Genomic DNA, 12,920 nt, shown 5'->3' with positions numbered 1-12,920 from the left:
ACCCCACTCGAGAGATGAGATAAACGAACCCACGTACACGAATGGAGCGTCTTCCATAATAACTGCTTTCTAGTTGAGAAGCGCTCTATAGCAAGCGTTAGAATATAGTTTACTACTTGTTTGAGAGTTGAATACACCAACTCCCATTACGATGGAAGGCCGCTTATTCTGGAAGTGGTTTCGAGATACTCTTATGGCCAAGGGGCGGAGGGAAACGGTGAGACTCCTATGGGACGTGTGGGACAGGTGAGACCCCGGAAGGCGTAGCCTGAGGAGGCTCAGCGCCCGCCCCATGGAAAGCGAACTGTTTCCCGGAGCCCCTAAACTCCAACAAACATCTCGAAACTGACTCTTCCACAATCGGGATCTTTAGTTGAAGTCGGAATTTGTCTTTTTATTTCTGAATCAGACTTTTTTGTTCTAACCGGGAAATCCGACCTGCTTTTTTCTGTTCAATCCACCCAAACTTTGATAGAGTAGTTTCATAGGGAATAAAGGAGGTACCAACATGGCATTCGGATTCAGCTTGTACGCGCTCGTCATTTTATTCGTGTTTAACTCACTCACACATTCCTTATGCACAAAGACGAAAATGTCGAACGAAAAACAAACGCGTGTTTTCCGCACGATCAACGTACTCATTACAATATTACTGATCTCTTCTTATGTGGAAGTGCTTAATACACTTTAGAACAGGCCGTAGATGGCCTGTTTTTTCTATGTCTTGTTTGAATTGCTATATTTTCACAACACAGTATAGAACATTGACTATATAATGTGTTATATTTACTGATAGGCTGTGAGCAAATCTCTACGTCACGAAATTCACAATAAGTTTTAGGAGTGTCAGGATTATGAAAAAAATAGCCATCACGGCTGCATTGGCAGCGAGCGTATTCACCTTGTCAGCTTGTTCATCAAATGCAGATGAATCAGAAGTTGTTGTTGAAACCAATGGTGGAGAAGTCACGAAAGAAGAATTCTACCAAGAATTGAAATCTCAATCTGGGGAGCAAGTGCTTCAGACTCTTGTCATGAAAGAAGTTCTTGCAAATAACTACGAGGTTTCTGATGAAGAAGTGAACAAGGAACTAGAAACAATCAAAGAACAATACGGTGATAATTTTGAGAACATTCTTCAGCAAAATGGCTTTGCAGATGAAGAGGCTTTCAAAGAAACCATCCGTATGAGCCTATTGCAAGAAAAAGCCGCTTCTGAAGGAATCGAAATTTCAGAAGAAGAAATGAAAAATTATTATGATCGGATGAAGACAGAGGTTCAAGCGAGCCATATCCTAGTCTCTGATGAAGAAACGGCGAAAGAAGTTAAAGAAAAAATCGATAATGGAGAAGATTTCGGAGAGCTAGCCGCGGAATATTCTTCTGATGGTTCTGCTCAGCAAGGCGGTAAGCTTGGCTGGTTCGGACCTGGAGAAATGGTTGCTGAATTTGAAGATAAAGCCTATGAATTAGAGCCAGGCGAAGTAAGTGAACCTGTGCAATCTCAATTTGGCTACCATGTCATCAAAGTGACGGACAAGCGCGATAAAGAAGATATCAAGCCTTATGAAGAAATGAAGGAAGAAATCAAACGTACATTGACGAGTCAGAAAGTCGATCAGGCTGAGCTTCAGAAGAAGATGGATGAGCTTATGCAGAACTCTGAAATTGATGTGAAGCTTGATGAGTTTGAAGGTCTCTTCGATAAAGAAGAAGCACCAGTAGAAGAAGGTACAAATCCTGAGGGAAATAACTCAGAAGAAAATTCTTCTGAAGCAGAAAATACAGAAGAATAATAAAGATCAAAAGCCAGGTGAATGTTTCACCTGGCTTTTATTCTGACATCATGGCATCTCTTTTTCCTCGGCGCTCTTTCTCCTTTTCAATCCGCTTTAAATACACTTGACCTTCCCGTTCGATATACTCTTGTTCGAGGTTGTGCTCCGCTCTCATGGCGCGGATGGCCATATACCCGCTTATGAATATAAAGACAATGCACAAAAACACCCAAATCGGAAGACCGAATATCATAAATTCATCCTCCCCGCTCCTTTTGTCTCTAGTCTATGAGCAATCGCGAGCAAATATGATACAAGCTCCCTGTTCTTAGTAAAGAGCTACGAAAAAATCCGATGCGCACAGCCAACAAGCTGTTCACATCGGATTTTTTACTTTTTATCTTTTTGATCAATTTTCGGTACGTATTGAAAGATCTCTCCGGATTCTACCACATGAATGAACCTCATGAGCCAGCGATAGTAATTTTGAGCATATTCCAGCCGATCGATATCTTCTGATATTTTTGCTTGAAGATCTTCGTCCGTCGTCTTCTCTTGCAGCTCTAGAAGCTCCTGGATGGCTTCATCCGCTTCTTCAATATTCGTCTCTGTATGATGTCTCCAACGGCTTCCGAACAAGGAAGTGAAAGATTTATACCAATCTTCTTCTGACTTGTATAAATCTTTACGGACTCCTTTTTTAAAGGAAGGTTCGACCATCTTCATATCTGATAAAGCACGGACGCCTGTTGACATACTGGTCTTACTCATCTCCAAAGCTTCCCGCATGTCATCCAATGTCATGGGTTCCTGTGAAAAGTACAGCACCCCATACAAGCGGCCGATGGACGGGGTTACCCCATAAAGGCTCATATTCTTAGCTATGACTTGGATAAATTGTTCAATCGTTTCTTCGTATTTGTTCCAATCTTTATTGTTCATTTCTGGCAATGGAAACCCTCCATTTGCTTATTCCTCAGTAATCTTAAAACATTTTATCATTAATGTTCTTACATTGCGACCTTTTATCGATTTTAACTCAATCGCAGGACTTGAGGAGATTGAAACGCTTCTTCCAAATCTTCTCGCCATGTAAAAAGAACGACTTGGTGCTTTTTAGATAATTGCTCGAAAAGTTCCACCATCAGGCTTAATCTCCTCTGGTCAAAATGAACAAAGGCATCATCAACGAGAAACGGAAGGGACAAGTCATCCGCCATCGTCTCCCCAAGGGCCAGACGGAAAGAAACATACAGTTGATCCCTTGTTCCCCGTGAGAGTTCCATTGGAAAATAAGTGAATCCCTGCTTACTAATGACCTTAATGCAATCATCATCGGGTGGAATTTTCACATCAACATAATTTCCGTTCGTCAGGTTATGAAAATAGGTCGTAGCTTTCCCTAAGATCCGTGGTAAATATTTTTCTTTATACGCACGCTTCGTCTTCTCTAAAGCCTTCCAAGCCAATTGATAAGCCGCCCATTCTTCCGAAAGTTTTTGAAGTTCTACTTTTTCTTTGTGAAGTTTGTGGGTAATGCTAGAGCGTTCATCTGAATGCTCCAGCTGTCGAATGGCGCTCTCGTTATCTGCACTGGCTTGCTGATTCTTTTTTTGTTCCTCTTCAATCTTTTGCTTTTCGCTTTTCAGGCGTTCCAGGCGGGCCGAAAGTGCAGCTTCTTCAGGCACTTCTGTCCACACATGATAATGCTGCTGCTCTCTTTCTGACAGCATACGCTGCAGTTGACGTTCTAAATCCTGGAGCTGACTTTGTTGCTCCCTTTGTTTTTTCTTCTGTTTCGCCTTTGTGTAAAAGTCTTCTTCCTCCTCCACGCCGGCTTCTTGGAAAAGCTCTTGTTGTTGGTCCAAATAAGTAGAAAGCTTCACATTATTTTCTTTCGCACGCTTATCCAAGGATTCCAACTGCTGTTCTGCTTGGGTGATCTTCTGCCTTCTATGATTCTGCTCTTGGACCCATTCTTTTAAACGCTGCCACTGCTGTTCCATATTCTCTTCGTAGAATTCCCACTTTTTCACCTTGTAAAACGCTTCCAGATTTTTTTTGATATGGTTTATTGTGGAACGTTGCTTTTCTGTTTCCTGAAGCAGCCGTTTCTGTGTACGTTTCTTTTCTTTCAATTGTGTCAAAAGATGATAGAGCTTTTCCCAATGCTCCACGTGTAAGTATGCTAGGAAAGGATAGAGATTACGCTGTTCATCAAGGGTATTTTCCAATCTTCTTTTTCGTTGTTGGAGATGGTGGGTCTTCTCCTGCAGCCGAATCTCTTCCTGGTTCAACTGCTTCCATTGCTCACGCAGATGATGGTACTCATTCTTTTGTGCATCATATTTTTGCAGCTGTTTCCTCGCTTGTTCCATTTCTTCCACAGGAATGGATGTCGTCACACTTCGCTCGGATAATTCCACTATTTTTTTGTGACAGCTATAACTGTACAATGCAAGACCAGCGGCTATGACCAAACACAAGACGAATAGCACCATTCCTTCGAGGAACCCCCCAAAAGCCAGTGAGAGGCCGGCCAACACGCCCCCTAACAAACGTCCATTCCTTAATCTCGTTGTATCTTGATCAGACGTTGCTGCCATTTGATAATTTCTCTGCAACTTTTCTTCATATTCTTTGGCTGTTTCCTCGCTGATCCTCTCGTTCTCTATCGAATGTTTATGTTCTTCTATTTTTTGAAGCTCCCGGGCGATGTCGTCTGCTTGTTCCTTAATAAACGCTTCCTCACGTTCCACTTCTTCTTTTTCCTTTTTCAATGCTCGCCATGTTTCTTCAATATAAAATGGCAATGAATATTCCTCTATTTCATCTATATCCAAAGGAACATCAATATGACTTTTATCTTCCTCAAGCTGTTCATCAAGTCGGGTAATCTGTTGTAAAAGGCGTTCGACCTCATAGACAGCTTGTTCATACTTTGGATATCCTGTTTCTACGAGCTTTCCTGCTTCTTCCTCTTGAAGTGGGTCGTATCCATCCTTCCAACGTTGAATAGAAGACTCAACTTCCTCAATATTAGTTTTTAATAGCTTTTGTTCCGATTGAAGAGGCAAAAGGACTTCCTTCACTTGCTGGTAACGCTCCACACCGGCTTCCGGAAAAGAAAGGTTACATTGATGCTCTACTTCAGCCTTTATTAAGTGGTAATCAACGATAATAGCTCTTACTTTCAGAACTTGTTCCGTTATGTAAATTTGATTGATGGTCTCCTGCCATTCCCCTTCTAATGTGCGTAGGCGTCCGTTCAATGTTTCTTTTGTCTTTTGAAGCCGTAAATAGTCTTCTTCTTCATCATCCAATGTTTTCTTCTTCTGCTGCAACTCCTCAACCACTTGAAGCTGTTCATTAATGAGTGGTTTTTTTCCTTTCGGCTTGAAACGTTCATCCATTTGTTTTTGCAGCCATTTTTCTGTCTGATAAATTTGGTCAGATCCAGTTAATCCGATATTCAAAAGGGCTTCACCAAGCTCATACCCTGATAAATTCTTTAGTTCCATCAAGTCATCCGCATTAAAACTATAGGTAGATTCAAAAACTCTACGTTCCATTCCATCCAGTAAGTTCCGGAGCCACGCTTCGTCCTTTTCCTCTCCTGTCTCCAAACGGCAGACCGCTTTTCCGTTCTCATGTTCGTGCGTTCTCTCAATCGTCACTCTTCCGAACTCTTCCGTTAAAAGGACAAGACGTCCGCCCATGCTTCCTCCGGTTTTAGGTATAAAAGATACCCTTTGCTTTGGGGGTAGTCCAAATAACATAAACAAGATAAATTCGTAGAGCGTCGATTTTCCTGCTTCATTTTCGCCTATAATGACATGAGGAGATGGAGCGGTTAAATCCAAAGAATGATCCTTCCATTTGCCGAATCCGTAAATGAATAAATGGGTGATCTTCACATCGTCCCCCTCCTCTCATGGTTGATCATCCGTTCCAATAGTAGTGATTTTGCTTGTTCTATCATATCCGTCGTTTCTTCATTTTTAATCGGATGAATATACTTGGACACTTTTCGGTGAGAAAACAAAGGAGAGAGCCATTGTTCTACTTCTTCTTCATTTAAATTAGAAATGGTCCGCAATAGTTCACCTGTAAAATGAGAACCTTTCATTAAATCCTCTTCATCCCAGGTTGTGCGGCCTTCAACCTTGATTTCCTCAATCCAAATCCAATCATCGGAATCAAAATCTTCATTCTCATTAATGACTTCCACCCATTCTTGAATATCCTCTGTGGATCCTGCATATCCCATCATCGTGATCGTCAACATCACAGGAGAACCGGCAGCTACTTTTTCTTTCGCCTTCTTCAAACCTTTTTCCAATTCTTCAAACGATGTGATTTCAAGATCCTCCACAGTGGTAGAATCGTATGTAATGCTTTGCAACGGGACAAACTGAAAATTCCATTCTCCGGAGTTGTGCTCGACAAGATAACATCCTTTTTCTCCCGCTTCCTTTCGTGATCTCCCCTGGATATTCCCAGGGTATAGGATAGGTGGATCTGCCGATAGAATCGAACGTTTGTGGATGTGACCTAATGCCCAATAGTCCATCTCTTTCCCTTTTAACTCCTGTAGTGAAAAAGGTGCGTAAACATCATGGTCTGTATTTGTATCCAGACTCCCGTGAAGCATTCCGATATGATAGTCCGCCCCCTCTTTTTTAGTAAAGAATGGAACTTTGCGGTCTCGCACTTCTCTTGTCTCATAGCTAAACCCATAAATATGAGCCAATACCTTTCCATCCTTTTCAAATGGGAAATGTTCAACATTGTCACTTTTAAAAATATGTACATTGTCAGGCATTTCAATGGGTAAGGTTTGCCCCTCTATATAATCGTGGTTACCATAACTGATATATACTTGAATATCCTTCTCATAAAGACGTTCGAACCCACGCCTGAGATGGACTTGAGCTTTAATACTCCGAATTTCCTCATTGTATAAGTCACCAGTAATCAAAAGGAAATCCACATTATTGTCTATGCAGGCGTCGATTAGCCGGTCGAACGCTTCGAATGTGCTTTTTCGCAACCTATCTAACAGTTTTTCCGGGAAGTGTCCCTTTGTTTTAAAAAGGCTGTCGATATGTAAATCTGCGCTGTGTATGAATCGAATCGATGATTCCACCATGATCAGCCTCCTTTTCTATTATTTCTTTCATTTTAACAGAGCCAAAAACCGAATGCACGTTCTCATATCACAAGGGAGCAACAGCAAAGTCGCAAGCTTCTCCGAACGGCCCACCCATAGCTAGGGATTTATCATTTAACCAGCCAAACAAAAAACCCCTTAACAAAGGGGTTTTTCTTTACTTCTCTTTTTTAGAGAGTTGCAAAGCCGTTTTTAAATCTTTTAAGGAAGTGGACTTCCCATACATCAGTACACCGCCACGATAGACCCGTGCTCCAATCAAAGCAAGCAAAAGAATGGAACCGATGAGAATACCAATAGATAAGGCGACTTCCCAAATCGGGATTTCCAGCATTCCTACACGTAAAAACATGATCAGTGGTGTAAAGAACGGGAAATAAGAACTGACCGTGATGAAAGTAGAATCAGGAATACCAAGGCCAAACATCGCAATAAGGAAACCAGCTACAATCAGCATAATCATAGGTGCTAATAATTGCTGCGCATCCTCCAAGCGACTGACGAGCGACCCCAAAGTTGCTGCTAAGGTAGCATAAAGCAAATAGCCAAGAATAAAGAAAACGACAGCATAGACGATGGTGCCGGGATTAATGTCGTTGAAACCGAAAAACTCCAGCATCGAACCATCTCCAAGGGTCTTGCTTTGTTGGATGCCTAAGTATCCAGCCAAAATAAGGATAGCGAATTGCGTCAAGCCTAACAAAGCAATCCCGAAAATTTTGGCAAACATTTGGGAGACAGGGGATACGCTGGAAACTAAAATTTCCATGACCCGACTTGATTTTTCTGTTGCTACTTCCGTAGAGATCATCTGCCCATACATGATGACAGAGAAATACAAGAAAAAGAGCATCACATACACAAGTCCGCGAGTCTGGTTGAGCTCTTCTGCCGTTTTTGCACTCTCTTCAAGAGCTACGAGCTCAAAATTCACAGGGGCATTCATTTGTTGAATGATCGCAGGATCGACATTGGCCTGCTCGGTCACATACTGAACTTTCACTTGTTGAAGCGCCTGTCTGACAGGGTCACTTTCCCCTGTGTTAGCGATTTTGTTCGCATAATAAGTCGCTTCAGGCATCCCCTCTTCGCCTTGTTCCACATCTACAACAGATTGAAAGTCTCCTTCTTCTACCGCTGCTTGAGCTTCCTCAAGACTTCCATTGTATTTCTCAAGGCTAAGGTTGTCATTCATCGACACGACCTGATTTAATGACTGAAACCAGTCCTCATTGTCTGTCACGACAGCCACTTTCTTTTCTTCATCCACATCGCTGAAAGTCTCAATTAGGGATTGCAAATTCGATAAAGCGAAAATGAGTGCAACAGTGACAATCGTGGTAATTAGGAAAGACTTGGATTTGACGCGGTTTTTATAGGTCTGGGCAACCATGATAAAGAACTTATTCATAAGAAGCACCCACCTTCTCAATAAAGATATCATTCAAAGTCGGCTCTTCCAGATCAAATTTGCGTACAAACCCTTTCCCTTGAAGCTCCTCAAAAATACGCTGTGCAATTTCCTCGCTCTCAATCTGGATTTCACAGCCATCTCCCAGGGGCTTATATTTCGTAACTCCAGGAATACTCTCCAAAAACGCAAGGTCAAAATCTGCAATGACTTTCACATTCTTTTTCCCGAATGACTTTTTAATCTCCTTCAACTTTCCATGCACCACAGGTGAACCGTGATGAAGAATACACAGACTTTCACACAATTCCTCTACATGCTCCATCCGGTGGGAGGAAAATACAATCGATGTTCCGGATTCTTTCAAATCAATGACAGCTTTTTTCAGCATTTCAACGTTAACTGGATCAAGACCTGAAAAAGGCTCATCCAATATCAACAATTTCGGTTTATGTAATACAGCTGAGATGAACTGAATTTTTTGTTGATTTCCTTTCGATAATTCTTCAACTTTCTTATTTTTGTATTCGGGTACTTTAAATCTTTCAAGCCAACTTTCAATCTGTTGAACGGCTTCAGATTTCTTCATCCCTCTTAATTTGGCCAAATAAACCAACTGCTCCTGGACCTTCAGCTTGGGATAAAGTCCTCTTTCCTCCGGTAAATACCCGATTAAATGACTCTGGTCGTAGCCAATGTCCCCACCGTTCCATGATATTTCCCCTTTGGTTTGATCCAACAAACCGAGAACCATACGGAAGGTGGTGGTTTTACCCGCTCCGTTCGCACCGAGAAAACCAAAGATCTGCTTTTCTGGAATTTCCAATGACAAATCATCAACAGCTGTAAACGATCCAAACTTTTTCGTCACTTTCTCCAATCGTAACGTCATCATTTCTCCCCCTTTTCACCTTATGTACGTAATTTCTAACCCAATGGTTTCAAAATTGCTTTCCAAAGAAATACTTCTTTCAAAGAATATGGCAGGATTCTTGAAGACTCAGTTTCGAGATGTTTTTTGAGTGGATATGGGCTGCGGGGAATGACTCGCTTTCCGCGGGAGCGCGGTGAGCCTCCTCGAGCTTCGCTCTGCGGGGTCTCACCCAGCACTTTTTTCCCGCAGGAGTCTCCCCATTCCCCTCCGCCCCTTTGCCATGGAAGATTCTCGAAACCACTTCTGGAAAAATCAGTTTGTATGATTGAGGGAAGTGGATAATATAATCCCCCCACAGCTGGCATTCACAACGTAAAAGCTTGATACAGAGCGCTTTATGCATGCTTAGGAGAGAAGAGTGGGAGAAACTCCTTCTCGGTATAGGGATTCGTTTCTCCCTTTTATGGAATGGGGTTGTTGGGAAGCTACGAGACTCCCGTGGGAGAAGGAGGTAGGCGAGATCCCGCAAGGCGATAGCCTGAGGAAGCTCGGCGCTCCCCCACAGGAAAGCGAGTAGCTTCCCAACCACCCCTGACTCCCAATATGGCAAACAAACCCCGAAAACATCTCCAAACTGAGTCTTCAAGAATAGGGAGCTTTTGTGGAGGAATGTGATGGGAAATTTTTTGATGGAAATTTGCTGGTCAAGCAGGAATATCGACGTTGTATGACAAAAGTAAATAATGAATACCTATTCATTCAAGGAGGCACAACAATGAAGACATACTACTTAACTGTATTCGAGAAAGATGGTACCAATGTCCTCGATGAAACCTTTCAAGCAGAAAATGATGACCAGGCAAAAAAATTAGGGTCAGAGAAGCTGGAAGAGAAAGGGTACAGCAATCACACCCATCGCTGTGCTGCACCTGAAGGACATTTGGTTTTGTTCCACAGATAACACCACAAACAATTTAAAACTATAAAAAGTCGCGCTCTTCGGCGCGACTTTTTATTATTTACCATGAAACTCCGGCTTTCGTTTATTCAAGAAGGCTCCAACCCCTTCTTTATGATCATCAGTTTGAAGTAACATCCATTGGGTTTCACGTTCTTTCTCCAAATAGTGGGATAACCGTTCCATCCCATGTTGATGATAAATTTCTTTTGTAGCAATCATGGATTTTAATGGACGGCCGCTCCACTCTTCCGCCAGACGCGCGGCCTCTTCTCGGACAGGTCCATTGACGACAATATCCACAAGTTTATGATCATAAGCTTCTTTCGCTCTCATTTGTTGACCTTCCCAAGCGAAATGTTTAGCCTGGTGTGTTCCTAAACGTTCCTGCAGCCAAAAATGACCTCCACCATCTGGAGCCAATCCAATACCTATGAAGTTCATTGATAAACTGGCATCAGGTTCCGCTATGACATAATCAGCAGATAATGCGATACTTAACCCAAGACCTACGACAGGCCCATGCAAAGCGGATATAACAATTTTCTGCATAGAATAGAAGGTTGTTACAATCGTCTCGATGTTGTTCATGACTTCATCATAGGTATCTCTGTCAGACACCTCTTTCATCATACTCAAATCTCCACCTGCACAGAATCCATCTCCCTCTCCGTAAAGAAGAACGACCTGTGCCTCCGACCGCCTCGCTTCACGAGCTGCTTCTGCGAATTCTGCTAATAATTCTGCATTTAATGCATTGTATTTTTCTCCTCGGGCAATTTTCAAATGAACCACATTTCCCTTTTCCTCTACAATGAAATGCTTCATAATTTTCCTCCTATATTTGGAAAAATTCTTCTCGGTTTAGCTTTTCGTCATAAAGCCCCCACTTTCCTGCAAGAGACGACAAAAAATCCAGTTTTGAGAAAGCCCTAGTAGACACGAAACATAGACGGCTTATGGTCTGCTTCCTGATTCCAGACATCCTCCCCTGCAAAATAACCCACAAATTGCAGACAACAAAAAAAGGAGCTGTTTCACCAGCTCCTTTTTCATTTCTTTATTATTGTTGTGGTTCTTCAGGGTTGCCGTAAAGCTCTTCAAGAGGCTTCGTAATGATACGGCTGATGTCGTTGATGACTGTATTCAAGCGTTGCTCTTCTTCCATAAGCTTGGAGATTTGAGGGTGTTGTTGTACAAGCTCAACGACTTTACGAGCCTGTTCTACTTCTTCCTCAGAAATTTCTTCTCCCTGCATCTGCTTTTGTTGAAGCGTGATTTGTGTTTGACGGAAATCGTCAAACATTTTTTTAGCAGCTTCGTCGTTCATAACTGCTTCATATGCTTCTTTCAATCCGTTGAATTCCTCACTGTTACGGATTGCTTTTTCTAGATCATACGCGTAATCATATAGATTTGCCATAAAAATAAGTACCTCCTAAGTTTTCGTTCTGACACTCCTTCCCCACTATAACAAACTCCTATACGTCTGTATAGGAATACACTATTATCCGAAAAATAGCACAATAGTGGCTTGCAGCAAGCCGATCATTCCTCCTAGTAACGCACCCAGGTAGGTTATCATTTTAAATTCCCTCCTGGAAATGCCGAGGACCATTTCTTCAAGACGGTCAACTTGGAAAGCTTCGACTTCCTCCTGAACAATTTCAGATAAACGTAACTGTGTCATCATGCTCTCCACCTTGGATGATAACAATTCACTGATTTGATCAACGGCTGCCGGAACGAAAGTATCTAGAATCTTTTCTTCATAAGGACTTGTCCATTCCTCCACCGTTTTCGCCATCCATTGATCTACTGGCATGGTATGGGCAACGGCTTCTCCAAGCTTTGAGCCTATGGTTTCACGCCCGATATAGTCTTCAAACCAAGCCACTCGCTTGGTTAAAAGTTTATCCTTCTCTGCATGCAACATCGTTTCCAACCAATCCTTCATCTCTCTATCAGATACATATTTAAGAATCAGTGGGTAAATACGTTCCGTGAGCCCATCGGGACCCATAAAAGATGAAATCATATTACCGAAAAACCCTTGATTATCCAGATAGTTATCGATCAGTGCTGCCACTTTCTCTTTTCCTTCCGAACTCCGGAAATAAGCTTCTATACTTGCCTGGATATGAGCAGCGGCTTGATCCACCCCATGGTCTGCCCTTTCTCGCAACGCGGGTGTTAACAACTCCTCGATCGTTTTTTCACGATATTCGTTCATAACCGAATCATAACGATGTTCCACCCAATGGGAAACATGCTTGTGAATGGATGTGGACGTTACTTCAATATGAAATTTTTCAAGTACTTCTTTTAACGTGTCTTCTTTTTTGAGCATCGTGTGAACTTCATCTTTCGCCCACGTGGTCATCTGAGTCTTAAAAGTTGAATGGGTGAGTTTTCGTCGGATGCCTTCTGGAGTTAATAGATGGTTCACAACCATTTTCCCTAATTGCTGGGCTAATTCCTTTTGTCGTTTAGGAATCAGTCCCGGGGTGAAAGGAAGACGGTATTTACCGATATGAATGGCTCGGTATGGACGGAATAGCATTTTTATGGCTAATGAATTCGTAAGCCCTCCGATTAGGGCCCCGATTCCGATCATCATTAAAATTAATAAAACAGGATTCATGTTCCAACCTCTTTCTACACATGGTGTACCAAGTATAATCCATATAAAAGCCAAGTGCCAACGGTAAAACACCAAACAAAAA

General features: G+C 42.2%; 12 protein-coding genes. 3 read left to right on the top strand and 9 right to left on the bottom strand.

The window, feature by feature from the left end:
- Positions 1–508: 508 nt before the first annotated feature.
- Together ACJA3J_RS06190 and ACJA3J_RS06185 are read left to right on the top strand one after the other, a co-directional pair.
- Positions 509–691 (top strand): hypothetical protein, encoded by a 183-nt coding sequence (locus tag ACJA3J_RS06190; protein ID WP_035510066.1) that lies wholly within the window; start codon positions 509–511, stop codon positions 689–691.
- 163 nt (positions 692–854) lie between these two features.
- On the top strand, positions 855–1,796 hold the full coding sequence (locus ACJA3J_RS06185; RefSeq protein WP_089653246.1) for a peptidylprolyl isomerase: 942 nt from the start codon (positions 855–857) through the stop codon (positions 1,794–1,796).
- Between the two features lie 37 nt (positions 1,797–1,833).
- Here the strand turns inward: ACJA3J_RS06185 and ACJA3J_RS06180 are convergent, their stop codons facing one another.
- From ACJA3J_RS06180 to ACJA3J_RS06155, 6 genes are all read right to left on the bottom strand, one after another.
- Positions 1,834–2,031: a sporulation YhaL family protein gene (locus ACJA3J_RS06180; protein ID WP_089653244.1), complete on the bottom strand. Its 198-nt coding sequence runs from the start codon at positions 2,029–2,031 to the stop codon at positions 1,834–1,836.
- A gap of 137 nt (positions 2,032–2,168) precedes the next feature.
- Positions 2,169–2,720, bottom strand: a complete 552-nt coding sequence (locus tag ACJA3J_RS06175; protein ID WP_089653270.1) for a GbsR/MarR family transcriptional regulator — start codon at positions 2,718–2,720, stop codon at positions 2,169–2,171.
- A gap of 92 nt (positions 2,721–2,812) precedes the next feature.
- Entirely contained in the window at positions 2,813–5,695 is a 2,883-nt protein-coding gene (locus ACJA3J_RS06170; protein ID WP_406945802.1) for an AAA family ATPase, read from the bottom strand.
- Positions 5,692–6,930 (bottom strand): exonuclease SbcCD subunit D, encoded by a 1,239-nt coding sequence (locus ACJA3J_RS06165; protein WP_406945801.1) that lies wholly within the window; start codon positions 6,928–6,930, stop codon positions 5,692–5,694. Before ACJA3J_RS06165 ends, ACJA3J_RS06170 begins: the two co-directional genes overlap by 4 nt.
- 178 nt (positions 6,931–7,108) lie before the next feature.
- On the bottom strand, positions 7,109–8,362 hold the full coding sequence (locus ACJA3J_RS06160) for an ABC transporter permease (RefSeq protein WP_406945800.1): 1,254 nt from the start codon (positions 8,360–8,362) through the stop codon (positions 7,109–7,111).
- Entirely contained in the window at positions 8,355–9,254 is a 900-nt protein-coding gene (locus ACJA3J_RS06155) for an ABC transporter ATP-binding protein (RefSeq protein ID WP_089653236.1), read from the bottom strand. Before ACJA3J_RS06155 ends, ACJA3J_RS06160 begins: the two co-directional genes overlap by 8 nt.
- A 757-nt stretch (positions 9,255–10,011) precedes the next feature.
- Between ACJA3J_RS06155 and ACJA3J_RS06150 the strand changes: the two genes are divergently transcribed.
- Positions 10,012–10,197, top strand: coding sequence for a YhzD family protein (locus tag ACJA3J_RS06150; protein WP_089653268.1), 186 nt, complete (start codon positions 10,012–10,014; stop codon positions 10,195–10,197).
- Positions 10,198–10,251: 54 nt separating this feature from the next.
- Here the strand turns inward: ACJA3J_RS06150 and ACJA3J_RS06145 are convergent, their stop codons facing one another.
- The 3 genes from ACJA3J_RS06145 to ACJA3J_RS06135 form a co-directional block, all read right to left on the bottom strand.
- Positions 10,252–11,022: an enoyl-CoA hydratase gene (locus tag ACJA3J_RS06145; protein ID WP_406945799.1), complete on the bottom strand. Its 771-nt coding sequence runs from the start codon at positions 11,020–11,022 to the stop codon at positions 10,252–10,254.
- A 235-nt stretch (positions 11,023–11,257) separates the two neighbouring features.
- Positions 11,258–11,617 carry a YlbF family regulator gene (locus ACJA3J_RS06140; RefSeq protein ID WP_089653229.1) on the bottom strand — a complete coding sequence of 120 codons (360 nt, stop codon included), beginning with the start codon at positions 11,615–11,617 and terminating at the stop codon, positions 11,258–11,260.
- Positions 11,618–11,701: 84 nt separating this feature from the next.
- Entirely contained in the window at positions 11,702–12,838 is a 1,137-nt protein-coding gene (locus tag ACJA3J_RS06135) for a DUF445 domain-containing protein (protein WP_406945798.1), read from the bottom strand.
- Between the last annotated feature and the right edge of the window lie 82 nt (positions 12,839–12,920).

Origin of the sequence: Halobacillus sp. SY10 (genome assembly GCF_045401165.1) — a bacterium.
Classification (GTDB): domain Bacteria; phylum Bacillota; class Bacilli; order Bacillales; family Halobacillaceae; genus Halobacillus; species Halobacillus aidingensis.
Note: the sequence above shows the minus strand (reverse complement) of the source record. Positions and strands in the feature narration are given on the sequence as shown.

Bases quoted from the DNA above. Each gene is read 5' to 3' on its own strand.
- ACJA3J_RS06190 (WP_035510066.1), top strand. From the start codon at position 509: ATGGCATTCGGATTCAGCTTGTACGCGCTCGTCATTTTATTCGTGTTT.
- ACJA3J_RS06150 (WP_089653268.1), top strand. From the start codon at position 10,012: ATGAAGACATACTACTTAACTGTATTCGAGAAAGATGGTACCAATGTC.
- ACJA3J_RS06185 (WP_089653246.1), top strand. From the start codon at position 855: ATGAAAAAAATAGCCATCACGGCTGCATTGGCAGCGAGCGTATTCACC.
- ACJA3J_RS06160 (WP_406945800.1), bottom strand. From the start codon at position 8,362: ATGAATAAGTTCTTTATCATGGTTGCCCAGACCTATAAAAACCGCGTC.
- ACJA3J_RS06135 (WP_406945798.1), bottom strand. From the start codon at position 12,838: ATGAATCCTGTTTTATTAATTTTAATGATGATCGGAATCGGGGCCCTA.
- ACJA3J_RS06140 (WP_089653229.1), bottom strand. From the start codon at position 11,617: ATGGCAAATCTATATGATTACGCGTATGATCTAGAAAAAGCAATCCGT.
- ACJA3J_RS06180 (WP_089653244.1), bottom strand. From the start codon at position 2,031: ATGATATTCGGTCTTCCGATTTGGGTGTTTTTGTGCATTGTCTTTATA.
- ACJA3J_RS06165 (WP_406945801.1), bottom strand. From the start codon at position 6,930: ATGGTGGAATCATCGATTCGATTCATACACAGCGCAGATTTACATATC.
- ACJA3J_RS06155 (WP_089653236.1), bottom strand. From the start codon at position 9,254: ATGACGTTACGATTGGAGAAAGTGACGAAAAAGTTTGGATCGTTTACA.
- ACJA3J_RS06145 (WP_406945799.1), bottom strand. From the start codon at position 11,022: ATGAAGCATTTCATTGTAGAGGAAAAGGGAAATGTGGTTCATTTGAAA.
- ACJA3J_RS06175 (WP_089653270.1), bottom strand. From the start codon at position 2,720: ATGAACAATAAAGATTGGAACAAATACGAAGAAACGATTGAACAATTT.